General features: G+C 44.7%; 13 protein-coding genes and 2 tRNA genes. 8 read left to right on the top strand and 7 right to left on the bottom strand.

Annotated features, from left to right (window positions below):
• Window positions 1-6: 6 nt before the first annotated feature.
• From L4D79_RS07995 to pdxY, 4 genes are all read left to right on the top strand, one after another.
• Complete coding sequence (locus tag L4D79_RS07995) at window positions 7-1,920, top strand: pyridoxal phosphate-dependent decarboxylase family protein (protein WP_428649697.1); 1,914 nt, start codon at window positions 7-9, stop codon at window positions 1,918-1,920.
• Between the two features lie 97 nt (window positions 1,921-2,017).
• Window positions 2,018-3,238 carry an amino acid permease gene (locus tag L4D79_RS07990; protein ID WP_428649694.1) on the top strand — a complete coding sequence of 407 codons (1,221 nt, stop codon included), beginning with the start codon at window positions 2,018-2,020 and terminating at the stop codon, window positions 3,236-3,238.
• A gap of 28 nt (window positions 3,239-3,266) precedes the next feature.
• Window positions 3,267-4,541, top strand: a complete 1,275-nt coding sequence (tyrS, locus tag L4D79_RS07985) for a tyrosine--tRNA ligase (RefSeq protein ID WP_428649691.1) — start codon at window positions 3,267-3,269, stop codon at window positions 4,539-4,541.
• Window positions 4,542-4,590: 49 nt separating this feature from the next.
• Window positions 4,591-5,448 (top strand): pyridoxal kinase PdxY, encoded by an 858-nt coding sequence (gene pdxY / locus L4D79_RS07980; protein ID WP_428649689.1) that lies wholly within the window; start codon window positions 4,591-4,593, stop codon window positions 5,446-5,448.
• A gap of 122 nt (window positions 5,449-5,570) precedes the next feature.
• Here the strand turns inward: pdxY and L4D79_RS07975 are convergent, their stop codons facing one another.
• From L4D79_RS07975 to L4D79_RS07965, 3 genes are all read right to left on the bottom strand, one after another.
• Window positions 5,571-6,413, bottom strand: coding sequence for a helix-turn-helix transcriptional regulator (locus tag L4D79_RS07975; RefSeq protein ID WP_428649687.1), 843 nt, complete (start codon window positions 6,411-6,413; stop codon window positions 5,571-5,573).
• Window positions 6,414-6,635: 222 nt separating this feature from the next.
• Window positions 6,636-6,950: a PTS fructose-like transporter subunit IIB gene (locus tag L4D79_RS07970; protein WP_428649684.1), complete on the bottom strand. Its 315-nt coding sequence runs from the start codon at window positions 6,948-6,950 to the stop codon at window positions 6,636-6,638.
• A 23-nt stretch (window positions 6,951-6,973) separates the two neighbouring features.
• Window positions 6,974-8,032 (bottom strand): PTS fructose transporter subunit EIIC, encoded by a 1,059-nt coding sequence (locus L4D79_RS07965; protein WP_428649681.1) that lies wholly within the window; start codon window positions 8,030-8,032, stop codon window positions 6,974-6,976.
• A 448-nt stretch (window positions 8,033-8,480) separates the two neighbouring features.
• On the opposite strand from L4D79_RS07965, the gene L4D79_RS07960 reads away from it, so the two are divergent.
• Both L4D79_RS07960 and L4D79_RS07955 read left to right on the top strand, forming a co-directional pair.
• Window positions 8,481-8,571: transfer RNA gene (locus L4D79_RS07960), tRNA-Ser, on the top strand.
• A 128-nt stretch (window positions 8,572-8,699) separates the two neighbouring features.
• Window positions 8,700-8,776: transfer RNA gene (locus L4D79_RS07955), tRNA-Asp, on the top strand.
• A gap of 559 nt (window positions 8,777-9,335) precedes the next feature.
• Here L4D79_RS07955 and ahpF read toward each other — a convergent pair.
• From ahpF to soxR, 3 genes are all read right to left on the bottom strand, one after another.
• Window positions 9,336-10,928: an alkyl hydroperoxide reductase subunit F gene (gene ahpF / locus L4D79_RS07950; protein WP_428649678.1), complete on the bottom strand. Its 1,593-nt coding sequence runs from the start codon at window positions 10,926-10,928 to the stop codon at window positions 9,336-9,338.
• A gap of 223 nt (window positions 10,929-11,151) precedes the next feature.
• The gene (gene ahpC, locus L4D79_RS07945) at window positions 11,152-11,709 is read right to left on the bottom strand and encodes an alkyl hydroperoxide reductase subunit C (RefSeq protein ID WP_317522350.1); all 558 of its coding nucleotides are present in this window, start codon (window positions 11,707-11,709) and stop codon (window positions 11,152-11,154) included.
• A gap of 231 nt (window positions 11,710-11,940) precedes the next feature.
• The gene (gene soxR, locus L4D79_RS07940) at window positions 11,941-12,390 is read right to left on the bottom strand and encodes a redox-sensitive transcriptional activator SoxR (RefSeq protein WP_428649674.1); all 450 of its coding nucleotides are present in this window, start codon (window positions 12,388-12,390) and stop codon (window positions 11,941-11,943) included.
• Between the two features lie 155 nt (window positions 12,391-12,545).
• On the opposite strand from soxR, the gene L4D79_RS07935 reads away from it, so the two are divergent.
• Window positions 12,546-13,067, top strand: coding sequence for an NADPH-dependent FMN reductase (locus L4D79_RS07935; RefSeq protein WP_428649671.1), 522 nt, complete (start codon window positions 12,546-12,548; stop codon window positions 13,065-13,067).
• 110 nt (window positions 13,068-13,177) lie between these two features.
• Here the strand turns inward: L4D79_RS07935 and L4D79_RS07930 are convergent, their stop codons facing one another.
• On the bottom strand, window positions 13,178-13,654 hold the full coding sequence (locus L4D79_RS07930; RefSeq protein ID WP_428649668.1) for a hypothetical protein: 477 nt from the start codon (window positions 13,652-13,654) through the stop codon (window positions 13,178-13,180).
• Window positions 13,655-13,944: 290 nt separating this feature from the next.
• Here L4D79_RS07930 and L4D79_RS07925 point away from each other — a divergent pair, with 290 nt between their 5' ends.
• On the top strand, window positions 13,945-14,622 hold the full coding sequence (locus tag L4D79_RS07925) for a hypothetical protein (RefSeq protein ID WP_428649665.1): 678 nt from the start codon (window positions 13,945-13,947) through the stop codon (window positions 14,620-14,622).
• Window positions 14,623-14,650 lie beyond the last annotated feature (28 nt).

The following is a 14,650-nucleotide window of genomic DNA, read 5'->3' as shown; positions in this document are numbered from 1 at the left end:
TTTATTATGAGTGATAAAATGAATGTTGATGCCTTATTCCTAGGCCCTAAATCAGAAAACCAAGTTTTCTTTAAAGAAATGATGGCTTACGCGATTGATGAGCACATGCATTGGCGGTCAGACTTCCACCCAGAAGACGCGCCACTTGTATCTCCTGTTGCCCAGCATCAGCCTGACTTTCGCGACACGCTATATCGTACGGAAGGAATTCTGAACAGCCTATCAGCTCGATTGAAAACCAAATCAGTGCCTTGGTTCTCCCCTAGATACCTAGGCCATATGAATGCCGATACATTAATGGTCTCAAACCTAGCCTATGTCATGACCATGATGTACAACCCAAACAACTGTGCACATGAAGCTTCACCGGTAACGACTGAACTAGAAATTGAGGCGGGCCAAGATCTTTGCCAGATGTTTGGTTATGACGTAAACAAGGCCTGGGGCCACATTACTTCAGGTGGCACTGTTGCTAACTATGAAGGTGTTTGGGTTGCTCGTAATGTTAAAACAATGCCTCTTGCCATTGCCCAACATGAAGGGGCGAAAGATCTAGTCGCAGGGATGACAGAGCATCAGCTACTGAATATGAATACGACCAAGGTGCTTGATTTAACCGATGAACTCAAAAAACGCGGTATTTTTGAAGAAGTTCGTGCCCTATCTGCACGAGGGGTAGGGGTTAAACCCGGTACGCTAGGTAAGTTCCTGGTTCCACGCTCAAAGCACTACTCATGGATGAAAGCGATGGACGTTCTAGGTATTGGCCAAGAGCATATAATCCCGCTTGATGTCGATGCTAACTACCGTACTGATGTTGAGAAAATGCGTGAAATCACCTTCAAGCTTATGGAGGAAGGAACGCCGATTCTAGGTATGGTGTCCGTTGTTGGTACGACAGAAGAGGGCTCTATTGATGCAGTACATGAAGTCATGAAACTGCGCAAAGAGTGTGAAGAGAAGTACGGGGCGTCATTCTATGTGCATATCGATGCGGCATATGGCGGCTATGTGCGAGCAATGTTCCTCGATGAAGAAAATAACTTCATGGATTATGACGCTCTTGTTGCACGCTACCGTGAAGAAAACATTATTCCTGAAGGCGTGACTTGGCCTAAACGCGATGTTTATGATGCATTTGAAGCGATGGCTGAAGCTGATTCAATAACCGTTGACCCACATAAAGTTGGTTATATTCAGTATGCTGCAGGTGCTGTAGCGATGAAAGATAAGCGTATTGTGGATTTGATTTCTTATCATGCTGCATATGTATTTGAAGAAAGTGATGACGAAAGTAGTGAAGAGCAAAACGTTGTGTTGGGCTCTTCGATAATGGAAGGCTCTAAGGCTGGGGCAACGGCTGCTGCGGTATGGGCTGCTCATCGCCTAGTTCCTCTAAACATCAGCGGCTACGGTCATGTGATCGGCCGTGGTATTGTCACTGCGGATTGGTTTGCTAATAAACTGGCAACGGCAGAGCCACTGGTCGTTCAGGGGCGTCGTTTCGAGGTGCGTCCATTGATGCACCCAGACTTCCATATGGTTAACTTTACCTTTAAGGAAATTGGTAATGATAGTTTGGCTGACCATAACCGCCTGAACCAACGTATCTACGAGCTATGTTCTTACGCGTCAGGAAGAACCTATACGAAAGATTTCTTGACCTCTTCAACATCATTGTCGGTTGAAGAATATGGTCAGATCCCAAGTACTTACGCTCAAACCCGAGGTTTCAGTGAGCAAGAATGGCAAGCAGAAGGCTCTGTCTACATCCTTCGTTCTGCTGTTATGACCCACTTCCTAAGAGATGAAATTCGATTTAATAATTACTGGAATAATCTACAGGAAGTTTTCACCGATATTTTGACTGAAATTGTTGATGAAGAAAACAAAATGTCAAATGTTATTAGCGCTGCATAATAAGTAAGGAAAGCTGCCAGTTTACTGGCAGCTTTATTCTGATCATGATGAAAATTAAATATCGACTATTTGTTATTGATGGTTAAGAGACATTACAATGAATTTGAAAGCTATTGGTGCAACTTTATTAATATCAGGTACCATGCTTGGTGCTGGTATGCTTGCTTTACCACTAATATCTGCGGGTATGGGCGTTAAGTTCTCTATCCTTTTTCTAAGTGCGGTTTGGCTCTGTATGACATACTCTGGGTTAATGCTGCTTGAAGTATGCTTAAACTATCCAGAAGGTACAGGCCTTGAAGCGATTGCTGAAAATCTTTTTGGAAAGTATGGGAAGTGGATTATTAATGTAAGTCTACTTCTACTTCTGTATTCACTTTCCTGTGCCTATATATCTGGTGGCTCATCTATATATCAGGCTAACATCGAAAACTATCTCAACATTACAATCTCTAATAAGGTTGTTGCTTTCGCTTTCACTACTATAATCGGTACAATAGTTTTCATAAGCACTAAAGCTGTTGATGTTGTCAATAGAGTGCTCTTTTCATCAAATATCATTCTATTTATACTGCTTGTTTGCACGATAAATCCTTATATTAACGCTGATTTTATCGTCAATCAGAGTGACTCTGCTCTTTATAGTTTTGCTGCTATTCCTGTCTTCATTACTGCTTTTGGTTTTCATGGCAGTATCCCTAGTATGGTTAAATATATTGGTAAGGATAACCCCACTACACTAAGAAATATATTCATTGCAGGAGGATTAATCCCGCTTGTTGTTTATATTATTTGGGAGTTCAGTACTTTAGGTTCCCTACCTCGATTTGGATCTCATAGCTTTGAGTATATTTCCTCTCATGGTTCAAGTGTTGGCGTGATGCTAGAAGAGATGAGAGCATTTATTCATAACGATTATATTGTTTATTTAATCAGTGCATTTTCATCTATTGCTATGTTTACCTCGTATTTATGCGTATCACTAGGGTTATTTGACTCTGTTGCAAGTACTTTTAAAACAGGCAATAGTCAAAAGGGACGGTTTACGACAGCATTGATAACTTATTTACCACCTTTGGTTTTCACAATTATATACCCTGATGGCTTTGTTAAGGCTCTTGGAGCGGCTGCAATATTCCTCACTATCCTGGCTGTACTGTTCCCTGTAATCGCACTTAATAAAATTAGGGGCTCAAATTACCAGAGACAATATAATGTGATTACTAACAAACTTGCTTTGTTTTTAGTCGCTTGTGTTGGGGTTGAAGTTATCGCAAGTCAAATATTGACATTAAATAATGCTTTACCAGTGTTTTAATTAAAATTAATTTACATTTGGAGATTTCATGGATAATTTAAATTTAATTCAAGATTTGAAAAAGCGTGGTTTGATCGCGCAAATCACAGACGAAGCAGCTTTAGTTGAGCGTTTAAATAAAGGGCCTATAACTTTGTACTGTGGTTTTGATCCTACAGCAGATAGCCTTCACCTTGGGCACTTGGTTCCTCTTTTATGTCTAAAACGATTCCAACAGGCTGGGCATAAACCGGTAGCACTTGTCGGTGGAGCGACAGGTATGATTGGTGACCCTAGTTTTAAAGCGACGGAACGACAACTTAATACGACAGAAACCGTAAATGGATGGGTGAATAAAATTAAGCAACAAGTTTCACCATTCCTTGATTTTGATGACGAAGTAAATCCTGCACGAATGGTCAACAATTATGATTGGTTTGGAAGTATGGATGTACTGACGTTTTTGCGTGATATTGGTAAGCATTTTTCTGTTAATGCAATGATTAACAAGGAATCGGTCAAGCAACGTATAAACCGGGATGAGGTAGGCATTTCGTTTACCGAGTTCTCTTATAGCCTTCTCCAGTCGTATGATTTTGCTAGATTAAATCAAGTATATGGAATGGAGCTGCAAATTGGTGGCTCTGATCAGTGGGGTAATATCACGGCTGGTATTGATTTGACACGGCGAATGAACCAGAAACAAGTTTTTGGTATGACTGTGCCGCTAATTACTAAATCAGATGGAACCAAATTTGGTAAGACGGAAGGTGGGGCTGTTTGGTTAGATCCCAATAAAACGAGCCCATTTAAGTTTTATCAATTTTGGTTAAATACAGCTGATGCAGATGTTTATCATTTCTTGCGTTTTTTTACCTTCCTGACTGAATCTGATATTCAACAAATCGAAGAGGTTGATCGTAATAGCCTGTCAGCGCCTAAAGCTCAGCGTATATTGGCTGATCATGCAACCGCATTAGTTCATGGTAAAGATCAGTTAGAGGCAGCGCAGCGTATTACCCGTTGCTTGTTTGATGGTGACGTTGAGTTGTTAACCGAAGATGACTTTGCTCAACTTGCATATGATGGTATGCCTACAGCAACGGCAGAGGAAGGGTATGACTTGCAACAAGTGTTGGTTGAGAGTGAACTCGCTTCCTCCCGTAGTCAGGCTAGAACCTTGATTGAGTCGAACTCTGTTTCTGTGAATGGTCGGAAAAAGGATAACCCACAGTTTGCTTTTTCAGCCGAGGATAAGTTATTTGAACGTTATAGCCTTATTCGTCGAGGGAAAAAGAATTACAGCTTAGTAATTTGGAAGTAGCCTATACATTTGCCATATAAAGGGGCTTGTCCCCTTTAGTGAGGAAAAAATGATTAAAATTATATCTATTCAATCTCCTGTTGTTTTTGGGCATGCTGGTAATAGCGCAGCTGTATTCCCAATGAGAAGAATGGGGGCTGATGTATGGCCATTAAATACAGTTCAGTTTTCAAATCATACTCAATATGGAAAGTGGAAAGGAGAAGTCTTCAGTCCAAGTATGATAACTGATATCTGTCAAGGGATATCAGATATAGAACAATTAGATAAGTGCAATGCGATTTTATCTGGCTATATCGGTTCTGCTGAGCAAGGAGAAAAGATTCTCGATATAGTTGATAAGATCAAAGCGAAAAACCCAAACGCTATTTATTTTTGTGATCCTGTTATGGGCAGTCCTGATAAAGGATGCGTTCTTGCAAAAGGCGTTGCTGAGTTTCTATGTGCAAATGCCATCCCTGCCGCTGATATGATCGCCCCAAACCTCTATGAGCTCGAAAAATTAACGGGGCGTGAGATCAATAACTTCGATGAGGCATTGAGTGCTGCTAGGTTAGCATTACAAATGGGGCCTAAAATGATCCTGGTAAAACACCTCGATCGGGCAAGTAAAGATAACTCATCTTATGAGACGCTCTTAGTGACGGCAGATGAAGCTTGGCACACCGCGAGACCATTGCATCAGTTTGACCGACCGCCTATTGGTGTCGGAGACTTAACGAGTGGCCTGATGTTAGTAAACCTGCAGCAAGGCAAAAGCTATAAAGAATCGTTAGAGCATGTTACGGCGGCAGTTGATGAAGTGATGAGAGTAACCAAAGAACTTGGCCAATATGAATTACAAGTTGTTGCTGCTCAAGATCGTATTGTTGCACCTTCAGTGCACTACACTGCCGTGCCTGTTTGATACACATTCATTTATGTAGCTAGCCGGTATGACATTGTTTTATTGAAACAGCACCGGTTAGCTAATGCTGACTCGCGTCAGTTATTGACGGAATAAGGTTACATAATCATCACAACGTTACTTCAACGGCAACGGTATTCGGTTGGGGTTTTGCCTGTTTTGCGTTTGAACACCCGGCAGAAGTAATTGGGATCATGATACCCGCAACGCTGGGCAACTTCTTCTAGGCGGAAGTTGTAGCGTTTGAGCATGAACTTGGCACGCTCTAGCCTTACCCAAGAGATATAGTCGGCAAAGCGCATATGACCTTCTTGACGAAATAGCCGTGAAAGGTGGTTCGGTGAGATATTGAACCGGGCCGCGACCGTATTGCGGTTGATGTTACGGTGGAAGTTCTCCTGCACGTAGATACAAATTCCCTTGAACATGTCTTCACCTCGGCGGCTAGTGTCTTCTGTTGGCTGGGCCAGCATGTCTTTGCAGTAACTCAGCAGTGCGAGCAATAAGAACTTGTCGGCAGGTTGTTTTTGTTTCTCATAAGCAAGGGTTGAGAGTGCTGTCAGGATATGATCGATTGCGCGGCCTGTGCGCTGCGGAACGCTATATTTGACCACATCGTAAAAGCCTTCTTCATTCTCATGTTTGCTGACAAGGCTAAATCCCAACTGGCTTTTGCCGAAAAGCAAACTCAACACCGAGCATTCTTTGTCCCAGTTCGGTTTGTTCCAGGCATTGGCCGGAATAAATAGGGCATCACCGGGACCGAGCAGGATATTTTCAATCTGATGCTGCGGGCTTTCGAGCAAGTTTTCGTACTGCCCGTTAAAAACGAGCTCGAGGCGAGGAAAGTTGACTTGGTAACTGGCCTCTGGCGGTGGGGTGTCATCACCAGCGAACCAGATGGTCTTAAAAGCGCTGCTGTCGGAGATCACATTGTCGAGAAGATCAGAGAAGGTTTGCTTCATGTCACTACGTCTACCAAATCACTCGCCTGAGGCGTAAAATCATCAAAAGGGACAGTTAGCCGTGAGCGCGTGTAACATGCTGAAGTCTAACCGTTTATATAATACCATCCAATTATCGGCTTCTCCGAAATGATATTCTGTAAACTGTCGGATAAGTATCATTTTGCATATTAAAAAAGAAAATGCCTTGGCTGTTTAAAGCCAAGGCAGAGCGATGATGGATTATGCCGAAGCAAGGTGTGCTTCGATCTTATCCATGATTTGAGGTGCTTTTTTCACTGCATCAGCCACACCGATACGGACTGTTTTTTTGCCTTTGAAACGCTCTTCGTTTTTGATCGCGATATCTTTGGTCAGGATGACGATGTCAGCATCTTCGACTTCAGATAATAGGATTTCGTTTTCAATACCGATTGAGCCCTGCGTTTCAATTTTGACTTCCCAGCCCTTGGCTTTCGCGGCTGTTTCCAGAGCTTCTGCTGCCATGTAGGTATGGGCAACGCCTGATGGGCAAGAGGTTACGCCGAGTAGTTTCATAATGTTTCTCCCGAAAATATGGTTTAGTCGAATTCTAATTCAAGGGTGTCTTCAGCCTTTTCTTCTTCTTTGGCGTCTTGACGTTGTTCAATAGGTTTTTTCAATGCGTTGACCATTAGGGCGGTGGTTAGGGCACCGGCTGCGATACCGACGATGTAGAACAGTCGCCCGTCAACCACTGGAAGCACAATCAGGCCACCCCACGGTGCATGGTTAAGGACGTTGAACATAAAGCCAACCACGTTACCAACCATACCGCCGACGACGATAGAAGGTAGGACACGCATTGGGTCAGCGGCAGCGAACGGAATGGCACCTTCGGTGATACCAATACAACCCATAATGCCGGCAGCCTTGCCTGCTTCTCGTTCTTCATCGGTGTAGCGTTTTGGCGAAAGTAGAGTTGCCAGGAACATGCCAAGCGGTGGAACACAGATAGCGATACCGACGCCGCCCATTAGCCATGGCTGAGTACCCACTTGGGTTTGCGCGAACAAGGTAGCGACTTTGTTGATTGGGCCACCCATGTCAAAGGCTGTCATGCCGCCCAGTACTATGCCCAAGAAGGCTTTAGAAGCGCCTGCCATACCCTGTAGCCACAGGTTCATGCTTTCCATTGCCATCGCAATTGGTGTACCGATCACCCAGATCACCAGGCCAGAGACAATAAAGGTGCCGCCGATAGGCAGGATAAAGTAAGTCGAAATGGCTTTTAGCTTGTTTGATAGCGGAATACGTTTTAGCTGCAGGACAACATAGCCCGCAATAAAGCCCACTATGATGGCGCCAAGGAAACCAGCCTGTACCTGATTGGCAAGGTAGGCCCCAATCATACCCGGAGCAAGTGCAGGTCGGTCAGCAATTGAGTAGGCGATATAGCCGCCAAGCACAGGGACGAACAGGGTGAAACCTGCGATACCCATGTCCCAAAGTCCTTCTAGGAATACGCCTTCCGGTACTGCACCTTTACCACCCAGCATGACAGACAGTGCAAGTAATACCCCGCCCGCGACGACGAAGGGGAGCATGTGACTGGTACCCGTCAACAAGTGTCTTTTTAACACTGACAGTTGGCTTTTCATTTCGAATTACTCCATGTTTTTATGGTTTATTTTTTTAGTTGGCTCGACGGCCAACGCAATAGGGTTGAGCTATGTTCAGAGACAGAATGCTGTCTGGATGGCTGTAATTATGGGGCGGGCAACAACACTAAACTATTGGATAAATAGGCCATTAGCTGGACTTTTGTATCCTCCGAAATGAGATGTGATTTAGCTCTCAGCCCTTGAGTGAGCGGGATCACCAATTCGCTTGTAGATAAAGGTGCTGAGGTATTAAAAGTCCAGTTGTTGAGGAAAAATCCAGCAGGGAGACACTCTACGGTGAAAGGAAAACGAGTGATAAAAAGGTTTTTTAAGTTGAACCGCTGGTTTTTTATTAAGATTTTACGTGTTTGGTGGTTATCTAAGCAGTTGAATGTTTTAGGGGTTTACAAGGCCAATCGTAGCGACTAATATACACCGCACTTACGGAGAGATGGCTGAGTGGTTGAAAGCACCGGTCTTGAAAACCGGCATACGTTTGTAGCGTATCTAGGGTTCAAATCCCTATCTCTCCGCCACATTTCAATAGTCAGTAGTAATACTGGTTATTTGACCTTCTGGGTAAGCAGGGTTCAAATCCTCCATACCCAGAGCGTCTCCACCACATTCTACAAGTTGGGTTAGTTACCGAGCTTGGCAAAGAATTGGAGCGGTAGTTCAGTTGGTTAGAATACCGGCCTGTCACGCCGGGGGTCGCGGGTTCGAGTCCCGTCCGCTCCGCCACTACAACGAAGCCTCGTCAGAAATGACGGGGCTTTTTTGTATGCGTTTGATATGGGCGTCAGTTCTCCGAACTGATGAGTCCCGCTGGAGCGCCAGCCCGGCCGCTCCGCCACTACACTGAAGGCTCAGTCGAAAGACTGGGCCTTTTTTGTATGTGTTGAATTTGGCGTCAGTCCTACGGACTGATGAGTCCCGGTCGAGTGCGACCCCAGCCGTTCCGCCACTACAACGAAGCCTCGTCAGAAATGACGGGGCTTTTTTGTATGCGTTTGATATGGGCGTCAGTTCTCCGAACTGATGAGTCCCGCAGGGAGGCCTGCCCGACGTGTACGACACCCAGCCCTCCGCCATTACAACGAAGTCCTTAACTAGGCGTCCCGACGAAAGACGAGGGCTTTTTTGTATGTGTGGAATATAAAAAACAACCTATCATATTGATTTTATGTGGTTGTTTTAGTTTTGGTATAAAGATAAAACGAAAAAAGCCACTTCTGATTTCTCAGAAGTGGCGTCGTAATTCCGACAAAAGAACGACAATCTTAAGGCTGGATATAATTCCTTATGCTGTCTCGGCAACCTTAGTTGGTGCAGGGTTACGGATTAAGAAATCGAAAGCACCTAAGCTTGCTTTGGCTCCTTCACCCATCGCGATAATGATTTGTTTGTATGGCACTGTTGTTACGTCACCCGCTGCAAACACACCCTTCATAGATGTTGCGCCGTGTGCGTTAATCTCGATTTCACCACGCGGTGATAGCTCTACTTTCGTGCCTTTCAACCATTCGCTGTTTGGCATCAGACCGATTTGAACGAAAATACCTGCAAGCTCGATTTGCTTCAGCTCATCGGTGTTACGGTCTTTGTACTCAAGGCCGGTTACTCGGTTACCATCACCCAGAACTTGCGTTGTTTGTGCCATCTTGATGATTTCGATGTTCGGTGTTGCGTTCGCTTTATCAATCAGAACTTGGTCTGCTCGTAGCGTATCAGCGAATTCAAGAACCGTTACATGCTCAACGATACCTGCTAGGTCGATAGCGGCCTCAATACCGGAGTTACCACCACCAATCACAGCTGTCTTCTTACCCTTGAACAACGGGCCGTCACAGTGTGGGCAGTAAGCGACGCCTTTGTTACGGTATTCTTGCTCACCAGGAACATTCATCTCGCGCCAGCGTGCACCTGTGCTGGTGATAACAGTGCGCGCTTTCAAAACTGCACCGCTTTCTAATTCGACATGAATGTAACCATCGGCTGTTTCTTCTGCGTCAATGATGTTCGCTGCGCGCTGCTCAGTCATTACTTCAACGCCGTATTCTTTCACATGCTCTTCTAGGCTTGCGACTAGCTTAGGGCCTGTTGTCGCTTTCACCGAAATAAAGTTTTCGATAGCCATAGTATCCATAACTTGACCACCAAAACGCTCAGCCACGACACCGGTGCGAATGCCTTTACGCGCTGCGTAGATTGCCGCTGAAGAACCTGCTGGGCCACCACCAACAACGAGAACATCAAAGGGTTCTTGCTTGCTAAGACTTGCTGCTTTCTTCTCTGCTGCACCTGAATCGACTTTGTTCAGGATTTCAGCCAGTGACATACGGCCTTGGCCAAATAGTTCACCGTTAATAAATACGCTTGGTACCGCCATGATGTCGCGAGACTTTACTTCGTCTTGGAATGCTGCGCCGTCAATCATGGTTGTTTTAATTAGCGGATTGATGGCAGACATCATGTTGAATGCTTGAACGACCTCTGGGCAGTTCTGGCAAGATAGTGAAATAAAGATTTCAACGTTTAGCGGCTGACTAAGCGCTTTGATTTGCTCGATGGTTTCCGCTTCAAGTTTAATTGGATGACCACCGCTATGAAGCAGTGCTAGTACTAGAGAAGTAAATTCATGTCCCATAGGTAGGCCAGCAAAGCCAATTGCTGTACCTTTTTCTTTGTTCACAACCTGCATGATAGGCTGACGCGCACTTGCACTGTCATCACGGGTTACTTCAATTTTGTCTGTTAGAGATGCGATATCATCTGCTAATGCTTGAAGTTTATTTGCGGTTTCGCTGTCATCAAGGCTAAGTACTAGCTGTACATCTGTTTTTAGGTTTTCAAGGTATGCTTTAAGCTGCTGCTTCATTGCTTGATCTAACATAATCGTGCCTATTCTTAAATTCTGTTTCTTGGTATTGACCAATACCTTCTTGCTTTAAAGGAATATAAAAAGGGGGCGCAAGTCGGCAAACATTTTGTGGGTGTATACCCAAGTAACTTGGGTGGATAGTCTATTTTGGGGGCGGCACGCCCTAGCCCTTTAGGAGGTAGGCCAAAGCGTGCCTGTCAAACTGAACAGTGTCCGCTATTCAGCTGATTCTTTTTTAAATCTTACCAACTAGGTCTAGAGATGGAGCTAGAGTCTCTTCGCCTTCTTTCCATTTTGCTGGGCAAACTTCACCTGGGTTAGCTGCTACGTATTGTGCTGCTTTAACCTTGCGTAGTAGGTCTTCAGCGTCACGGCCGATGCCTTCAGCAGTGATTTCCATTGCTTGGATAACGCCTTCTGGGTCGATTAGGAAAGTAGCGCGGTCTGCAAGACCTTGACCTTCACGCATCACGTTGAAGTTGTTTGTGATAGTGCCAGTCTGGTCACCTACCATGAAGTACTCGATAGTACCGATTTTGTCTGAAGTGTCGTGCCACGCTTTGTGAGAGAAGTGCGTGTCAGTTGATACTGAGTAAACTTCTACGCCACGAGACTGAAGCTCTGCGTACTTCTCTTGAAGGTCAACAAGTTCTGTTGGACATACAAAAGTGAAATCTGCTGGGTAGAAGAAGAATACTGCCCACTTACCTTTAACGTCTTGTTCTGTGATTTCTACGAACTCGCCGTTTTTGAATGCTGTCGCCTGGAATGGTTTGATTTCTGTGTTGATCATGCTTTAACTCTCTTTCTCATTTTCGTGTTTGACGCTGTCCCGCGTCGATGGAGCTATAATGCATTGACACCGAAAAATAGTGAAATTGGACGTTCCAATTGATTCGATAGGTAGAACCTATTTGAGAAATGAGGCAGTGATAGAGAAAAACTATTGAAGAGAATTTGCAGAAGCCGCAAGGGATAACTTTGAAGGCGGGAGGGTGGTAATAGCGACTTCTGCATATCGCATTTAAGTTTGTGGCAAATCACCGTCGCTAGTCACCAGCCTTGCCCCTGGCTCGTAGATCCCTTTGGAGTCTTCAGGGTTGTACAGTTCGCAAGTGCCCAGAGACAAGCAGCCGCAGTTGATGCAACTACCTAGTTTCGATTGCAGACTCTTCAGCGCCTGTATCCTTTCTTCTAGCTTCTTATTCCAATCGGTAGCCAGCTTTTCCCACTCTTCTTGCTTCGGTGCCCTGTGTTTGGGCAGGTCCGACAATGCCTCTGATATCTCTTGCAGCGAGAGCCCTATATTTTGGGCCGCTTTGATCACCGCGATCCGGCGTAAGATTTGCCGATCGTATCGCCTGCGGTTGGCCTGATCCCTTGAACTCACAATCAAGCCTTTTTCTTCATAGAAATGCAGGGTCGAAACCTTAACGCCTGAGCGTTCTGCTACTTGCCCAACGGTCATACTCATCGTGTAAATCCACCTTTTGATACTTCTTAATCATTCTTATTTAGGCATAAAAAAAGCTTTACCTCAACTTAACTTGAGGTCTTATCATCCATCCCATAGTCAATCGCAAACAACAATATTTTATTTTGGATATATTGAAAGTTAAGGGGAAGTAAATGAAGGTATTGGCCATCGGTGCAACAAACAGTATCACGTCAATTAATAAACAATTAGCCACTTATGCCGCGGGGCTAGCATCAGATGCGACAGTTGAAGTTATTGATTTAAATGACTTTGATATGCCTGTTTACAGTGAGCAAAGAGAAAAGTCGTGTGGAATACATGAGCATGCGAAGCGTTTTTATAGCAAGATTGGTGACGCTGATGCTGTGGTGATTTCATTTGCTGAATATAACGGTTCATATACTGCAGCCTATAAAAACGTATTTGACTGGGCATCACGTATCAATATGAAAGTATATCAAGGTAAGCCCGTTGTTATGCTGGCTACATCTCCTGGACCGGGTGGTGCAGCATCGGTTTTGTCTGCGGCGCTGGAGTCAGCACCGTATTTTGATGCTGAAGTAAAAGGGTCATTATCGGTACCGAGCTTCTATGACAACTTTGATGTTGATAAAGGCGAGCTAACGAACATTGAGCTTATTGAAGAACTTAAATCGGTCATGGGCAAAATTTAAGTACTGATATACCCAAGCGACTTCAAGATGCTTGGGTAAATTTAAATAGGCTTAACTTTTCCACTAGCCCTGCCAATAATGGCGGGCTTGATTATATTAACTCCGAAATATTAGGCTGCTTGGCTTGTTGTCAGCATAAAGAAACTGCGGCCGAGCAGGCGGGGGAGATCGTTTTCTTTTGCTTCGGTACCTAGCTTCTCTTCTATGAGATCCTCTAGCTCCCGCCATGCCTGTTTGGCTTGCTCTATAGCGATATGGTGCGAGGCATTGTTGAGCAGCAGCTGTATAACAGCGTTGAATGTGGGGCGGGTCATTGCGGTTTCAAATGAAGTAATGAATGCTTCTCTACTCGACAAGTTCAACTCATCCAGCACCGTATTGAACACCTTACCGTCCAGTGCCGAGAGAAAATGCTCTTTCTTGCTGAAATGGTTCAGAATGCCACCACGTGAAATGCCCGTCATGCTCTGTAAGCGGGTATAGGTCATCTTGTCGTATCCGACCTGCGGGTCTAGCAGGCATTGTATGGCCGCCTCCAAAATTCTCTGACGGGTTTTCAATGCTACTTCTGGGGTTACTTTTGCCATCAATGGATTCCTGCGTCGAACTTTAAACAACTAAAGGTGTTTGTACGAAGTTGTATGTCATTTTTTACAGTCTATTGTACTGTAAGTGTTCTGTGCTGAGCAATATCAAAATGTTAGAAAGTCCCTGCCTGTCACCCGTTTTCCATCATGGGCTTTGTATTGAAATGTCCTTAATTCAGCATGGGCGATTGGTCTGACTGTACTTTGCTTGGAGCGAATATTTCGGTAGGATTTGCGGATTTTATATTCACTCGGTAAATCTAAAATCAAGCCTAGAGGCGTTAAAGTATATGAAAAGAGAAATGTTGGCTTTTTGTGCCTCTGTTGTTTTAGCGAGCACGGCCGCTTATGCCGCAGGCGATGATTCGGAGTCAAAAATTGAAATTATTGATAACAAACTAATTTTTCATGCTCCAACGGAGAAAGAATCGATTGAGCTGGCGCTGAGCCTCGTCAAGGACCGTCAGATTTCAACCATTGACCTTAATAGCCCTGGAGGAGATATTCGCCAAGCGATGAGACTAGCTCGCTGGATCCATGACAATAAGGTTGATGTGGTTGTCAATGAATTCTGTTTTTCGTCATGTGCCAACTACCTTTTCCCCGCTGGCCGTTTCAAGTATGTCGGGGAGCAGGCGATGATTGGCTGGCATGGTGGTGCGCACCAGGCTCAAGACCCAGAGGTAGATCCTAAGTTTAAAGAGGCTATTGCCCAATATCTGCAGCAAGCTCAAGCTGAAGAAACCGCATTCTACCAAGCCATTGGCGTTAATCCGAGATTACCTACGCTTGGTCAAGAAGAAGGTTACCGCTGCCAGCAAGGGGAGCAATCAGGCTGGTTTTACTCGATAGATGATTTAAAGAAACTCGGTGTGACTAACATCGTTCTCAAGGATGGAGAGTGGAACCCTCTCGACTATCATTCAAAGCATGTTTGTCAGGTTGTGGTTGACGAAACACTCGGGTAATAAAAAAGGCGCTAAGTCATTAACTTAG

Source organism: Photobacterium satsumensis (genome assembly GCF_050336935.1).
GTDB lineage: Bacteria > Pseudomonadota > Gammaproteobacteria > Enterobacterales > Vibrionaceae > Photobacterium > Photobacterium satsumensis.
The sequence above is the reverse complement of the archived record's forward strand: the minus strand, read 5'-3'. Positions and strand labels throughout refer to the sequence as shown.